This window comes from Streptomyces sp. NPDC086835 (assembly GCF_044745705.1).
Lineage (GTDB): Bacteria > Actinomycetota > Actinomycetes > Streptomycetales > Streptomycetaceae > Streptomyces.
The window spans coordinates 83,076-97,151 of record NZ_JBIVAU010000003.1 but is presented as its reverse complement, the minus strand read 5'-3'; the positions used below and the strand labels follow the sequence as shown (position 1 = coordinate 97,151).

Sequence of the window (14,076 nt, the reverse complement as noted above, 5' to 3'; positions counted from 1 at the left end):
GGGGGCCGTCGCGACGTGGTTTCCCGCGCCGAACGGTCAGGCGCGGACCAGCCGCAGCGTGACCAGCTCGAACGGCCGCAGACTCAAGGGCACGCCACCGTCGACGAGTTCGGGGGCGGTCACGTCGTCGAGGGTCCGCTCCAGCAGGTCCGTGGCCGAGACCTGGGCGGCCGGGAAGCCGGGCGTCACCCGCGTCCGGGCCCGCCCGCCCGTCGCCTCGTACAGCCGCACCACCACGTCGCCGCTGCCGTCGTCGGCGAGCTTGACCGCGCTGACGACGACCGCGTCGTTGTCGACGGTGACCAGCGGCGCGACCTCGGCGTCACCGGCGACGCGGCGCTCGGGAAGGTTGATGCGGTAGCCCTCCCGTACCGCGTCACCGATGGAGGCGCCGGGCACGAGGGCGTGGCGGAAACGGTGCACGCCCTGGTCGGTCTCCGGGTCGGGGAAACGCGGCGCGCGCAGCAGGGACACGCGCAGCGTGGTCGTGGTCCCGGCGTCGGAGGTGCGGACGGTGCGCGTGACGTCGTGCCCGTAGGTCGAGTCGTTGACGAGGGCGACACCCCAACCCGGCTCCTCCATGTGGACGAAGCGGTGGTTGCACGCCTCGAACTTCGCGGCCTCCCAGCTGGTGTTGGTGTGCGTGGCCCGGTGGAAGTGGCCGAACTGGGTCTCGGAGGCGTACCGCTCGGCGTGGACGTCCAGCGGGAAGGACGCCTTGAGGAACTTCTCCGTCTCGTGCCAGTCGACCTCCGTGTCGATGTCGAGGCGCTTGGCGCCCGCCGCGAGGGCGATCAGCTGGGTGACCTTCGAGTCGCCGAAGGAGCGGACCACGCGGACCGCCGCGGCCGTTCCCGAGCCGGCGGCGGTGACCTCGTCGGCGTCCGTGAGGTCGGTGACGGTGTTGCGGTAGAAGGCGTCGACGTCCCAGGCGTCCCACATGTTGGGGAAGTCGGGGTGGATCTGGAGCAGGTTGGCGGCGCTGCCCGGTGCCACGGTCTCCCGCTCCGCGCCGATGTCGTAGACGGAGACCACCAGGCCGCGGCCGTCGATCTCGACCTGGAGGAGACCGTTGTCGAGCACGAAGCCGCCGCCGTCGCGCTCGGAGAGCTGGGCGGTGCCGCCTTCCGCGGCGCGGGCCGCGCCGCCGGCGGCGACGCCGTGCCGCTCGTGCGGGGCGGCGTTGAACACCAGCTCGCCGCCTGCGGCCGCGTCACCGGCGAGGGCACGCTGGGCCGCGCCGACGATGTCGTTCAGCTCGGCCGCGACGGCCGCGTACGTCTTCTCCGCCTCGCGGTGAACCCAGGCGATGGACGAGCCGGGCAGGATGTCGTGGAACTGGTGCAGCAGCACCGTCTTCCAGATCCGGTCCAGCTGCTCGTACGGGTAGTCGAAGCCGGTGCGGACGGCCGCGGTCGCCGCCCACAGTTCGGCCTCGCGCAGCAGATGCTCGCTGCGCCGGTTGCCCTGCTTGGTCTTCGCCTGGCTGGTGAGGGTGGCGCGGTGCAGCTCGAGGTAGAGCTCGCCGACCCACACCGGCGGGTGGGCGTACTCGGCCTCCGCCTTCGTGAAGAACTCCGCGGGGGTCTCCCACGTCACCGTCGCCGAGCCCTCGAGGTCGCGCAGGCGGGCCGCCTTGGCGACCATCTCGCGGGTGGTGCCGCCGCCTCCGTCGCCCCAGCCGGTCGGCGCGAGCGAGTGCCTGGCCATCCCCTTGTCCTTGAAGTTCCTCTCCGCGTGGGCGATCTCGCTGCCCTTCATGGAGCAGTTGTAGGTGTCGACGGGCGGGAAGTGGGTGAAGATCCGCGTGCCGTCGATGCCCTCCCACTGGAAGGTGTGGTGCGGGAACTTGTTCGTCTGCGACCAGGAGATCTTCTGCGTCAGCAGCCACTTGGAGCCCGCCGCCTTGATGATCTGCGGCAGCCCGGCGGCGAAGCCGAAGGTGTCGGGCAGCCAGGCCTCGTCGTTCTCGATGCCGAACTCGTCGAGGAAGAACCGTTTGCCGTGCACGAACTGACGGGCCATCGCCTCGGAGCCGGGCATGTTGGTGTCGGACTCGACCCACATCCCGCCGGCGGGGACGAACCTGCCGTCGGTGACCGCCTTCTTGACCTTGGCGTAGACCTCCGGGCGGTGTTCCTTGATCCAGGCGAACTGCTGCGCCTGGGACATGGCGAAGACGAAGTCCGGCTCGTCCTCCAGCAGGGCCGTCATGTTGGCCGTCGTACGGGCTACCTTGCGCACGGTCTCCCGCAGCGGCCACAGCCAGGCGGAGTCGATGTGGGCATGGCCGACGGCGCTGAGGCGGTGCGCCGAGGGCCGGGCGGGCGTGGCGAGGACGCCGGCGAGCTCGGCGCGGGCGGCGGCCGCGCCGGCGCCCACGTCCTGGAGGTCGACGCGGTCGAGGGCGCGGCCGACGGCGCGCAGGATGTCGTGGCGGCGGGCGCCGTCCACAGGCAGTTCGTGCATCAGCTCGCCGAGCACCTCGAGGTCGAGGACGAGGTGCCACACGGTCTCGTCGAAGACGGCGAGGTCCATGCGGGCGAGCCGGTACTGCGGCGCGCTGCCCGCGGTCTCCTTGTCGCCGAGCTGCGTCGGAAGGAAGGGGTGGTAGTCGAGGATGACGGGGTTCGACGCGGCCTCGATGTGCAGGCGGACCTCCTCCCCGCCCTCGGCCGGTGCCGCGACGCGGACCCACTGGTTGCGCGGGTTGAGGCCCTTCACCGGGGTGCCGTCGGGACGGTAGACGAGGCCTTCGCACTGGAAGCCGGGCATGTTCTCGTCGAAGCCCAGGTCGAGGACCGCCTCGACGGTGCGGCCCGCCCACCGGCCGGGCACCGTGCCGGTGACGGTGAACCAGCTGGTGCCCCACGGAGCACCCCACATGTCGCCCACCGCGACCGGTTCCGGCGTGGCGGCGAGTCCCTCCGCGACGGGGACGGGCTCGCCCGGCGCGTTCCACACGGCCACGTCGAGCGGCACGGACTCGGGGTACACGGCGGGGCGGATGCGTTCGTCGAGGACGCGCCTGAGGCGGGCTTCGACGAGGGTGCGGTCGTCATGCATGAGGGGTGCTCCGGGGTTGTCGGGGGTGGGGCGTGTTACCAGGGACGGACGGCGGTCGCGGGGGCGGACGTGGTGTAGAGCTCCCCCACGGCACGCACTTCGAACCGGGCCGATCGCTCGCCCGGTTCGGGCCGGAGGTCACGGGCGAAGAAGGCGCGCTGGCAGGTGGCGCCGAGGAAGCGCCGTCTGCCGTCGGGCAGCAGCCGGTGCAGGGTGTACTGGCGTACTGCGCCGGGCGCGGCCTGCCAGACGAACCGCATGCCCTCGTCCGTCGCGTCGGTGATCCGCAGTGCGACGGGCGCGGCCGGTATCTGCTCGCCACCGCTGTGCACCGCGAGCGCGCCGAGGCGCCAGCGCACGGGGCCGCCGTCACCGGTGAGCCGGACGCCGAGGGCGTGCACGGTCCCGGACAGGCCGCTCAGCCGTACGGTCCGGGTGGTCCACCCGTCCTCGGCCGTCCCGACGGGGAGGTAGGTGTACGGGTGCGGTTCGCCGGGTGCGGCGGGTTCCGACGTGGCGACCGCGAGTTCGACGGTGACCCGGCCCGCGTCGGCCCGGTGGGTGAACTCGACGACCGTGTCCGGCCCGAGCGGCAGCCGGGTGGCGTACAGGTCGACGGTGACGGGGTCGTCGGGGGAACCGTCGACGAGGAGGCTGCTGCCGCCGTGCCAGGCGTCGGCGAAGTCGAAGGCGACCCGGGGCCGGCTGCCCTCGGTCCGCACGACCCATTGGCGTGAGGGCATCCGGTCCTGGAGCCCGAGGTGGTTCCATCCGGTGTCGGAGACCGCCTTGCCCTCCTCGTACCAGCGCAGTCCGTGGCCGGTGTTGAAGACGGTCGCGAAGGGCAGGCCGGAGACGGTGGAGCGGTCGGCCACGGCGAGCGCCGGGGCGCGCCAGGTGTCGGAGGTGTCGGGCCGCGACGGGTCGAGCGACCGGCCGCTCCAGAAGTGGTCGTCGGCCGCGTGGAACTGTTCCGGCGTGCGCCCCGCGGGCAGATGGTTGCGGGTCCATTCCGGGCGGTAGAGGCCCAGCGAGACGATGTCGTCGCCGCTCTCGGGAAGGATGGCGTCCCAGTCGACGGACTTGTTCCAGCCGCTCGCCTCCACGTCGACCCCCGCCCACAACTCGTACCGGCTGCGCCCGAGTCGGCCGGCGAGTTGCCCGGAGGATGCGAGGGTGGAGCGTGACCAGCGGAAGTCGACGAACATGGAGTCGGCCGCTTCGAAGAAGGGACGGTTGCGCTCGTTGAGCGCCCCTTGCCAGCTCACGGAGCCGCTCACGGTCATCGAGTCGTACCAGGTGACCCGCAGGCCCTTCGCCGTGCCGAGACGCCTCAGTTCCGCGAGGAAGCCCCGCATGTCGGCGGCGAGGGCGCTGTCGCCGCCGCCGGTCTCCGCGTTGACGAACCAGCCGTCGAAGCCGTACGCGACGGCGACGGCGACGAGTTGCGCGGCGAGCGGGTAGCGGCCGAAGGAGTCCTTCTGCACGAGGTCCCGGGTCCAGCGCAGATCGCCGCCGTAGGCCACGGGCGGCAGGAAGACGTTGCCGAGCACCGGCACACCGTGTCGGTGGGCGGCGTCGACGACGGGGGCGTTGGGCGCGAGGACCAGGCCCTCGCCCGAGGAGCCGCCCCAGAAGACCAGTTCGTCGACATAACCCCAGTGCGTGGTGGCGTAGTAGTCGGCGGTGGGTGCGCCCTGGGACGGGTTCGAGGCCGTGGGCGCGAAGGAGACGAGGGACTGGATCCGGGCCTGGCCCGCGCGGGCCGTGTCATTGACCGGGGTCGGGGTGAACCGGCGCGCGAGCGGGACCGCCGCCCTGTTGAACGGAAGGTCGGCGTCGTCCTCCGCGCGCCAGGTCTTCAGGCTGCGCCAGGTGATGCCCTCCCCGGGGCTGCCGGAAGGCAGCGAGTCCGGGTACCAGTAGGAGGCGTACGGCGCGCCGAGCGCTTTCCGCTTCGCGGCCGCGGCCGTGCCCGGTGCGAGGGCGGGGACGAGGGCTGCCGCGGCGGATGCCACGAGGACGGCTCGTCTGCTGAGGTGGGGGTCCATGTCGTGTGCTCCGTATCGTGTCGTGGACGGCTTACGGTGCGGTGCGGGCGGCCGGTCCCCGGGGGAGACCGGCCTGTTCGGGGGTGACGACCTCGGTGATGCCGCGGGCGGCGAGGTGGTCCGTGTCATCGGCACGGCTCGCGAGGACGGTGGTGGGGCGGGCGCCGTCGGCGGTGAGCCGTGCGAAGGCCTCGAAGACGGGGCCGCCGGGAGCGCAGACCGAACGCCGGGGTGCGCTCTCGTCGTCACCGGCGTCGACGACGAGGGCACAGGTGCGCGGGGCGGGCCGGTGTTCGCGGCGACGCCATTCCTCGGCGATCCGGGCGACGGCCCGCCCGGCGGGTTTGACGCGGCGGTCGTTGGTCAGCAGGCCGAGGCCGTACTCGAGTTCGGGGAAGTCGGCGAGCGAGCGGGACACGTCGTGGGAGCACCACCAGGTGACGCCCCACAGGTCCGGGCAGTCGAGGGCGTTCGCGACGGTGGCGGCGGTGAACGCGGCGGCGTGCTCGGGCGGGATGTGCGGGGCGGGCGCACCGACCTCCTGGAGCCACACCGGGCGGTGCGGCTCCAGCGCCCAGGCCTTCGACAGTTCGACGAGGTAGGCGGCGTGGTGCTCGGTGGCCGTGGCGGTGGCGCCGTGCCGCTGCGCGGTGCCGTTGAACACCCAGGAGTGCACGGCGGTGACCGCGCCGGTCCGGGCGGCGTGGGCGGGGGTGAAGGGCTGGTCGTCCTGGTACCAGGAGGCGTCGTACTCGGCGTGCAGGTGCATCCGGCCGGGCGCGCCCTCCTCGCAGGCGGCCAGCATGCGGTCGAGCCAGCTGCCGGCCTGTGCGGGGGTGATGCGGTCGGGGTCGGGGTGCGGTGCCGCGGCGAACTGCGCGATCTCGTTGCCGATGGTCATGCCGATGAAGTTGGGCCGGTCGGCGAGGGCCGCGGCCAGGGTCCTGAGGTACTCGGCCTGTCCGGCGACGACGTCCGGGTCGGTGAAGATGTTCCGCCGGTGCCAGGTCCGCGTCCAGGCGGGCAGGAAGTCGAAGCTGGAGAGATGGCCCTGGAGGCCGTCGACGTTGACGTCCAGGCCCCGCTGGGCCGCGGCGTCGGCGAGCTGCACGAGTTGTTCGACGGCGCGGGGGCGGACGAAGGTGCGGTTGGGCTGGAACAGCGGCCAGAGCGGGAAGATCCGGATGTGGTCGAGACCGAGGCCGGCGATCGAGTCGAGGTCGGCGCGCACGTCGTCGAGGTCGAAGTCCAGCCAGTGGTGGAACCAGCCTTGGCTGGGCGTGTAGTTGGCGCCGAAGCGCGGCGGGGCAAAGCTCATGAGGCGGCGACGTCCAAAGTCTCGTGGGGTGTCGGTCGGGTGGGCGGCACGGCCGCGCGGTGCGCCCGGGGGGCCAGGGTTCGCGCGGCGCCCGGTGTCAGCCCTTGACGGCGCCTTCGCCGACGCCGCGGAAGAAGAACCGCTGGAGGCAGGCGAAGAGGACGATCAGCGGGAGCACGGCGATGATCGTGCCCGCGGCGACCAGGCGTTCGTCGTTGGCGAAGGTGCCGTGGAGGTAGTTGAGGCCGATGGTGAGGGTGAAGTTCTCCGGGTCGCTGAGCACGATCAGCGGCCACAGGAAGTCGTCCCAGGCACCCATGAACGCGAAGATCGCGACGACGGCGAGGGTGCCCTTGACCGAGGGCAGGGCGATCCGCAGGAACCGCTGCCAGACGTTCGCCCCGTCCACGTACGCCGCTTCCTCGACCTCGTCGGGCAGGTTCAGGAAGGCGTTGCGCATCAACAGGACGTTCATGGCCCCGATGGAGCCGGGCAGCAGCACTCCGAGGAGCGTGTTGTTGAGGCCGAGGTCCCGCATGGTGGTGAACTGGGCGATGATGATGCCCTCGACGGGGACGAGCATGGCGAGGATGAAGGCCAGCGTGGCGGCCCTGCGGCCCCGGTAGCGCATCCGGGCCAGCGCGTAGCCGGCGAGGGCGGCTCCCACACAGTTGGTGACGACGTTGGCGGTGGCGACCTTCAGCGAGTTGAGCGCGTAGTCCCAGACGGGGATGGTCTGCGCGACGCGTGTGTAGTTGTCGAGGGTCGGCTCGCCCGGCAGGAACTTCGGCGGGGAGCTGAAGATGTCCTCGTGCGGGCCCTTGAGCGAGGTGGACAGCTGCCACAGGAACGGGCCGACGGTCAGCGCCAGCACGGCGAGCAGCAGCAGGTAACGCAGTACGAGCTGGCTGGCGGGGATCCGCTTGCCGTCGGCGTCGGTGACGTTGATGACGCTCACACGTCCTCCTTGCGGTCGGCGCGCAGCACGAGCAGCATCAGCGCGACGGTGACGACGAAGACGACGACGGAGATGGCGGAGGCGTAGCCGACGCGGCCCGAGAGGCCGGTGCCGACGCGCTGGACGAGCATCACCAGCGTGGTGTCCTCGCCGGCCGGTCCGCCGGAGGGACCTGCCATCAGATAGACCTCGGAGAACACCTTGAACGCGGCGACCGAGGACAGGGCTCCGACGAGGACCATGGTGGAGCGGACGGCGGGGACGGTGACGGTGAAGAACCGGCGTACGGGCCCGGCGCCGTCGACGGCGGCTGCCTCGTGCAGTTCGCGCGGTACGTTCGCCAGCGCCGCCAGATAGATGATCATGTAGTAGCCGAGGCCCTTCCACACCGTGACGCCCATCGCGCTCAGGAGCAGGAGCCACTGGTCGCTCAGGAATCCGACGCGGCCGACCCCCACCGCCTCCAGCACCGAGTTGACCAGGCCCCGGTCGTCGAGCATCCAGACCCAGATCAGCCCGACCACGACGATCGAGGCGACGACCGGGGTGTAGAACGCGGAGCGGAAGAAGGTGATGCCGGGGATCTGGCGCTGGACCAGCATGGCCAGCAGCAGCGGCAGGATCACCAGCGCGGGGACGACTCCGAGCACGTACAGGCTGCTGTTGCGCAGGCCGATCCAGAACATCTCGTCGTCGAGCAGCTCACGGAAGTTCGCCAGACCCACGAACTCCCCGGGGACGAGCGTGCGGCGGTCGGTGAACGCGTTGACGAGGGTGCTCAGGAACGGGTACAGGCTGAACGCGCCGACGACGAGCAGTCCAGGTGCCGCGAACAGCCAAGGGCTGTAGGGCAGATGGCGCCGGATGCCGCGGGGCGGGCGGAGCCCCTCGGAGCCCGGCCCGGGGCCGTGGACCCGCGGGCCCGCCGGGGCGGGGTCGGAGGTGATCGTGCCGGAGGCGGTGGAAGTCTTCATGGCAGGTGATCAGCTCTGCCGGAGCAGCCGGTCGCAGGCCTTGACAGCGTTGTCAAGCGCTTCTTCGGGGCTCTGCTTCCCTTGCAGCGCCCGGGCCACCGCGTTGCGCAGCTCGGTCTTCATCTGCTCGCTGAACAGCACGGGCGTGTAGTTGACCGCCGTCTTCAGGGACTGGGCGGCCGCGATCCTGACCCTGGTCTCGTCGGTCCCGTCCTCCTCGGTGAAGTAGGGGTCGTCGAGGGAGCCCGCGGTGCTCGGGAAGATGGCCACCTTCTTGGCGAACTCCATCTGGCGGGTGGCGTCGGTGACGAAGTGGGCGAAGGCCACGGCGGCGGGCTTCTGCTTGCTCTGCGCGTTCACCATGACGCCCATGACGTACATGTTGGCCTTGCCGGTGCTGGTGATCTGGTCGGTGATGCCGATGTTCTTGTAGAGGCTCGGGGCCTGCTTCTTGAAGTTGGCGAGGTCGAGCGCGCTGCCCGGATTCATGGCCACGGACTCGGTGAGGAACTTGTGCCCCGAGGACTCGGGGGTGGCCGTGAGCGCCTGCGGGTCGAGCGCCTTGGCGTCGTACAACTCCTTGTAGCGGGTGAGCAGTTCCACGCCCTTGGGGTCGTTGAAGGAGAAGGCGGTGCCTTCCTCGTTCATGAGCGGGACACCGTAGCGGCCGAAGTCCTCGATGGTGGGCACGTTGGCGAGGGCGGCGACCTTGCCCTTGCTCTGCCGCGCCATCTTCAGCCCGGCGTCGAAGACCTCGTCGTACGTCGTCGGCGGCTTCTCGGGGTCGAGGCCGGCGTCCTTCAGAAGACGCTTGTTGTAGAACAGGGGGCCGGTGTTGAGGTACCAGGGGAAGGCGTAGGTGCCCTCCGCCCCCGGTATGCGGTGCGCGTCCCAGGCGCCCGGCAGGTACTCCTTCTTGTACTGCGAGGCGGCCTTGTCGAGGTCGAGTGCGAGGCCGGCCTTGGCCAGCGGCGCGACGAGGTCAGGCGAGACGTTCACGACGTCCGGCAGGGTGCCGCCGGCCGCGTCGGCGCTGATCTTGTCCGCGTAGCCCTCGGCCGGGCGGTCGACCCACTTCACATCGGTGCCGGGGTGCTGCTTCTCGAAGTCGGCGATGAGGCCGTTGAAGTAGTCCTTGAAGTTGGCCTGGAGGTTCCAGGTCTGGAAGGTGATCTTGCCTTCCACCTTGCCGGAGGCGTCGGTGGAACCCGCCTCGGAGCCGCCGCAGGCACTCAGCGGCAGGACGACGGCGATGGCGGCGGCAGCGGCGACTGCCCTGCGGTTGATGCGCACGGTGAACGGCTCCTTTGCTCGGTCCAGACGCGTGACGGGCAGCGGCGGCCGGTGTCGCGAAGCGGGCGGCGGCCGTTTGCCCAGCAGACCTTGCATTGCACCGCCGGAGAAAGTCAACAGATTCGACGATGAAATCCCTTTACCCGACCATCACCCCAGGTCAGATGCCATGGATCGGCCCCCTTGCATTGATCGACTAATGCGCTTTAGGCTGCTACGACTCAAGCGCATTAGTCCCGGGCGCCGACCGTTCGACCTTGCCCGGCGCAGGCCATAGGATGCCCCCGGCCCGGTCGACCGACGGGCCGGGGGACCACGGGAAGGGGGTCCGGGTGACTGCCAGCACCCCGTCCGCCAAGGACACTCCGCCTAGCAGACGCGCACCCGCGCGGCGGCCGACGATGAAGGACATCGCCCGGCGCGCCGGCGTCTCGGAGAGCGCTGTCTCCTTCGCGCTCAACGACCGTCCCGGGGTCTCCGAGATCACCCGCGACCGGGTCCGCCGGGTCGCCGAGCAGCTGGGCTGGCGGCCGAGCACCGCCGCCCGCGCACTGTCCGGGGAAGGCGCGGCGACGGTCGGACTGGTCCTCGCGCGGCCGGCCACGACCCTGGGCGTGGACTCGTTCTTCCTCCAGCTGATCTCCGGCATCCAGGAGGTCCTCTCGGAACGCCAACTCGGCCTGCTGTTCCAAGTGGTGGAGGACGTGGACGCCGAATGCGCCGTCTACCGGCGCTGGTGGGCGGAGCACCGGGTCGACGGCGTTCTCGTCGTCGACCCCCGCACCGACGACCCCCGGCCCGCGCTGCTGGACGAACTCGGCCTGCCCGGCGTCGTCATCGGCGGTCTCCCGGAGGAACACCCGAACCTGTCGCAGGTGCGTGCCGACGACACCGGGGCCATGGCCCACGTGGTGGGCCGGCTGCACGAGCTCGGCCACCGCCGGATCGTGCACATCGCCGGCCTGTCCTCGCTCGCCCACACCGACCGGCGTATCCGCTCGCTGCGCGCGGAGGCCGAGCACCGGGGCCTGGCCGAGGTCCGCTCGGTGCCCACCGACTACTCCGACACCGAGGGCGCGGCGGTGACCCGCCGGGTCCTCACCTCCGGCAGCCGGCCGACGGCGCTGGTGTACGACAACGACGTGATGGCGGCCGCCGGTGCGGCGGTCGTCACCGGCCTCGGTCTCTCGGTCCCCGGCGATGTGTCGGTCGTGTCGTGGGAGGACTCCGTGCTGTGCCGCATGGTCCATCCCTTCCTCACTGCACTCTCCCGTGACCCGGTGACCTTCGGGCGGATCGCCGCCCAGGAGCTGACCGCCCTGCTGGACGGCGGCGCCGCCCGCTCCGTCCACGTGCCGCTGCCGGAGCTGATCGAGCGGGAGAGCACTGCGGCGCCCCGCTGATCCGTCAGGGGCGCCGCATAGGATGCGCCGCATGGAACAGCGGGTATTGGGCAGGACCGGCAGGAACGTCTCCGTGGTGGGACTCGGCACCTGGCAGCTGGGCGCCGACTGGGGCGACGTCGCCGACGAGGACGCGATCACCGTCCTCGACGCGGCCGTCGAGTCGGGCGTCACCTTCTTCGACACGGCCGATGTGTACGGCGACGGGCGCAGCGAGCAGCTCATCGGCCGGTATCTGAGCGAGCGGCCGGACGCCGACGTGTTCGTGGCGACCAAGATGGGCCGGCGCGTCGACCAGCTCCCGGAGAACTACGTCCTGGACAACTTCCGCGCCTGGAACGACCGTTCACGCAAGAACCTGGGCGTGGACACCCTCGACCTGGTCCAGCTGCACTGCCCGCCCACCGCCGTCTACTCGTCGGACGAGGTCTTCGACGCCCTGGACACGCTCGTCGCCGAACAGCGGATCGCCGCGTACGGCGTGAGCGTGGAGACCTGCGAGGAGGCGCTCACCGCCATCGCCAGGCCCGGCACCGCGAGCGTCCAGATCATCCTCAACCCGTTCCGGCTGAAGCCGCTCGAAGAGGTCCTCCCCGCGGCGGCCGAGGCGGGCGTGGGCATCATCGCGCGGGTGCCGCTCGCGTCCGGGCTGCTGTCGGGCAAGTACACCAAGGACACCGTCTTCGCCGCCGACGACCACCGCACGTACAACCGGCACGGCGAGGCGTTCGACCAGGGCGAGACCTTCTCCGGTGTCGACTTCGCGACGGGCGTCGAGGCCGCCGCCGAGTTCGCGGCGCTCGCGGGGCCGGACAGCACACCGGCGCGCACGGCGCTGCGCTGGATCATCCAGCAGCCGGGCGTGACGAGCGTGATCCCCGGAGCGCGCTCCGCCGGACAGGCCCGTGCCAACGCGGCGGCGGCGGACGAGCCTCCGCTGCCCGGAGGCACGCTGGAGGCGGTCCGCGATCTGTACGACCGGCGGATCCGCGCCCAGGTGCACGGCCGCTGGTAGCGACGGCGGAGGCGTGACCGGACGGCCGGCTACGGCGGACGCCGCAGGCGCCGCGCAGGTACCGCGTGCGCGGTAGCCGGCCGCTGGTCCCCCAGGGGGACTCGCACCCCGGCGCCACCCGGCTAAGGTGCGCGCATGATTACCCTGCGGCCCGGTGTCCGGGCCGGTGTCACAGACTGGGCGATCGCCGTCGGCGTGGCGGCGACGCTGCTGGTCACCGGGTTGTCCGGGCAGCACTCCGCCTCGGGCCTCGACCCGCTCGGCTACGCGCTGCTGACGGCCGGCGGCCTGGCGCTGGCAGCGCGCCGCCGGGCTCCGGTCCCCGTCCTGGCCGTCACCGGGCTGTGCGCGGTGGGATACCAGGCGGCCGGTTTCGACGTACCGGCCGTCGCGTACCTGTTCGCGGTGTACGCGGCCGTACGGGCGGGACACCGCACCCTCACGGTGGTGGCGAGCGTGGCCGTACTGGCCTGCCTTCCCCTCGCGGCCCTGGCCTCCGGCCTGCCCGCGGGCGAGGCGTTCGCGCAGGCCCGGGGCGCCCTCGAGATCGCCTGGCTGGTCGCCGCCGGCGCCGCGGGTGAGGCGCTGCGGCAGGCCGAGCGGCGGGCGGACGAGGCCGAGCGCACCCGCGAGGAGACCGCCCGGCGCCGTGCCGACGAGGAGCGGCTGCACATCGCGCGGGAGCTCCACGATTCGCTCACCCACCAGATCTCGATCATCAAGGTGCAGGCAGAGGTCGCCGTCCATGTGGCCCGCAAGCGCGGTGAAAAGGTGCCGGAAGCCCTGCTCGCGATCCAGGAGGCCGGACGTGAGGCGACCCGGGAGCTGCGCGCGACCCTGGAGGCGCTGCGCGACGACGACACGGCCCCGCCGCGGGGGCTCGACCACGTCACGGAACTGGTCGAACGGGCCCGTGCCACCGGCCTGGACGCGACCCTGACGATCGAGGGACAACGGCCCGACGTGCCCGCCGCGGTGGACCGGACTGTCTACCGGATCGTTCAGGAGTCGCTCACCAACATCGCCCGGCATGCCGCCGCCGGCACGGCGTCGGTCAGGATCGACTGCCGTCCAAACGCCCTGGCGATCCGCATCGACGACGACGGCAAGGCCGCACCGGGCGCCGCACCGGTGCCCGGCGTCGGGCTGCTCGGCATGCGCGAACGGGTCACCGCCCTCGGCGGCCGGCTGCGCGCCGAACCCCGCGGCGAGGGCGGTTTCACCGTCCAGGCCGAACTCCCCGTGGAGCAGACGTCATGATCCGTGTCCTGCTGGTCGACGACCAGCGGCTCCTGCGCAGCGGCTTTCGCGCGCTGCTCGACCTCGAGGACGACATCGAGGTGGTCGGCGAGGCCGGCGACGGGCTGGAGGGCCTGGCTCTGGCCAGGGAACACCTGCCGGACATCGCTCTCGTCGACATCCAGATGCCGGTCGTCGACGGCATCGAGGCGACCCGTCGCATCGCCGCGGACCCGGCCCTGGCCGGCGTGCACGTCGTCATCCTGACCAACTACGGCTTCGACGAATACGTCTTCGAGGCGCTGCGCGCCGGCGCGGCCGGGTTCCTCGTCAAGGACATCCTGCCGGAGGACTTCCTCCACGCCGTACGGGTCGCGGCCCGCGGCGACGCCCTGCTCGCACCCTCGATCACCCGCAAGCTGATCAACCGGTACGTCAACCAGCCGCTCCGGACCGGCACCGACACGGGGCTGGAGGAGCTGACGAACCGCGAACGCGAGGCCGTCGCCCTGGTGGCGCAGGGCCTGTCCAACGACCAGATCGCGAACCACATGGTGATCAGCCCGCTCACCGCGAAGACCCACATCAACCGGGCCATGGCCAAGCTCCACGCCCGTGACCGCGCCCAACTCGTGATCCTCGCCTACGAATCCGGCCTGGTCGCCCCGCGCGGCCGCTGACCCTCGACGGCCTTCGGGCCGGGTCGCGGGGCGACACGACCACCGTCACACCCTCGAACGCGAGTTCGCCTCCACCGCC

10 protein-coding genes are annotated in these 14,076 nt (G+C 71.7%); 4 read left to right on the top strand and 6 right to left on the bottom strand.

Annotated elements, in window-relative coordinates:
- Positions 1–36 precede the first annotated feature (36 nt).
- From ACIPJI_RS12000 to ACIPJI_RS11975, 6 genes are all read right to left on the bottom strand, one after another.
- Positions 37–3,066, bottom strand: coding sequence for an alpha-mannosidase (locus tag ACIPJI_RS12000; RefSeq protein WP_402245911.1), 3,030 nt, complete (start codon positions 3,064–3,066; stop codon positions 37–39).
- A gap of 35 nt (positions 3,067–3,101) precedes the next feature.
- Positions 3,102–5,117, bottom strand: a complete 2,016-nt coding sequence (locus tag ACIPJI_RS11995) for an endo-beta-N-acetylglucosaminidase (protein WP_402245909.1) — start codon at positions 5,115–5,117, stop codon at positions 3,102–3,104.
- Positions 5,118–5,148: 31 nt separating this feature from the next.
- Positions 5,149–6,435 carry a glycosyl hydrolase gene (locus tag ACIPJI_RS11990; RefSeq protein ID WP_402245907.1) on the bottom strand — a complete coding sequence of 429 codons (1,287 nt, stop codon included), beginning with the start codon at positions 6,433–6,435 and terminating at the stop codon, positions 5,149–5,151.
- Positions 6,436–6,532: 97 nt separating this feature from the next.
- Complete coding sequence (locus tag ACIPJI_RS11985) at positions 6,533–7,393, bottom strand: carbohydrate ABC transporter permease (protein WP_402245905.1); 861 nt, start codon at positions 7,391–7,393, stop codon at positions 6,533–6,535.
- On the bottom strand, positions 7,390–8,367 hold the full coding sequence (locus ACIPJI_RS11980) for a carbohydrate ABC transporter permease (RefSeq protein ID WP_402245904.1): 978 nt from the start codon (positions 8,365–8,367) through the stop codon (positions 7,390–7,392). The genes ACIPJI_RS11985 and ACIPJI_RS11980 overlap by 4 nt, the downstream gene beginning before the upstream one ends.
- 9 nt (positions 8,368–8,376) lie before the next feature.
- Positions 8,377–9,660: an ABC transporter substrate-binding protein gene (locus tag ACIPJI_RS11975; RefSeq protein ID WP_402245902.1), complete on the bottom strand. Its 1,284-nt coding sequence runs from the start codon at positions 9,658–9,660 to the stop codon at positions 8,377–8,379.
- A 401-nt stretch (positions 9,661–10,061) separates the two neighbouring features.
- Between ACIPJI_RS11975 and ACIPJI_RS11970 the strand changes: the two genes are divergently transcribed.
- The 4 genes from ACIPJI_RS11970 (at position 10,062) to ACIPJI_RS11955 (ending at position 13,997) form a co-directional block, all read left to right on the top strand.
- Positions 10,062–11,063 carry a LacI family DNA-binding transcriptional regulator gene (locus ACIPJI_RS11970; protein WP_307710243.1) on the top strand — a complete coding sequence of 334 codons (1,002 nt, stop codon included), beginning with the start codon at positions 10,062–10,064 and terminating at the stop codon, positions 11,061–11,063.
- 22 nt (positions 11,064–11,085) lie between these two features.
- On the top strand, positions 11,086–12,078 hold the full coding sequence (locus ACIPJI_RS11965) for an aldo/keto reductase (protein WP_402245901.1): 993 nt from the start codon (positions 11,086–11,088) through the stop codon (positions 12,076–12,078).
- Positions 12,079–12,213: 135 nt separating this feature from the next.
- Positions 12,214–13,338 (top strand): sensor histidine kinase, encoded by a 1,125-nt coding sequence (locus ACIPJI_RS11960; RefSeq protein ID WP_402245899.1) that lies wholly within the window; start codon positions 12,214–12,216, stop codon positions 13,336–13,338.
- The gene (locus ACIPJI_RS11955; protein ID WP_356622710.1) at positions 13,335–13,997 is read left to right on the top strand and encodes a response regulator transcription factor; all 663 of its coding nucleotides are present in this window, start codon (positions 13,335–13,337) and stop codon (positions 13,995–13,997) included. Before ACIPJI_RS11960 ends, ACIPJI_RS11955 begins: the two co-directional genes overlap by 4 nt.
- The last annotated feature ends 79 nt before the right edge of the window (positions 13,998–14,076 follow it).

Coding starts and splice junctions, on each gene's coding strand:
- ACIPJI_RS11995 (WP_402245909.1), bottom strand. CDS start 5,117: ATGGACCCCCACCTCAGCAGACGAGCCGTCCTCGTGGCATCCGCCGCG.
- ACIPJI_RS11970 (WP_307710243.1), top strand. CDS start 10,062: ATGAAGGACATCGCCCGGCGCGCCGGCGTCTCGGAGAGCGCTGTCTCC.
- ACIPJI_RS11955 (WP_356622710.1), top strand. CDS start 13,335: ATGATCCGTGTCCTGCTGGTCGACGACCAGCGGCTCCTGCGCAGCGGC.
- ACIPJI_RS11960 (WP_402245899.1), top strand. CDS start 12,214: ATGATTACCCTGCGGCCCGGTGTCCGGGCCGGTGTCACAGACTGGGCG.
- ACIPJI_RS11990 (WP_402245907.1), bottom strand. CDS start 6,435: ATGAGCTTTGCCCCGCCGCGCTTCGGCGCCAACTACACGCCCAGCCAA.
- ACIPJI_RS11980 (WP_402245904.1), bottom strand. CDS start 8,367: ATGAAGACTTCCACCGCCTCCGGCACGATCACCTCCGACCCCGCCCCG.
- ACIPJI_RS11965 (WP_402245901.1), top strand. CDS start 11,086: ATGCGCCGCATGGAACAGCGGGTATTGGGCAGGACCGGCAGGAACGTC.
- ACIPJI_RS12000 (WP_402245911.1), bottom strand. CDS start 3,066: ATGCATGACGACCGCACCCTCGTCGAAGCCCGCCTCAGGCGCGTCCTC.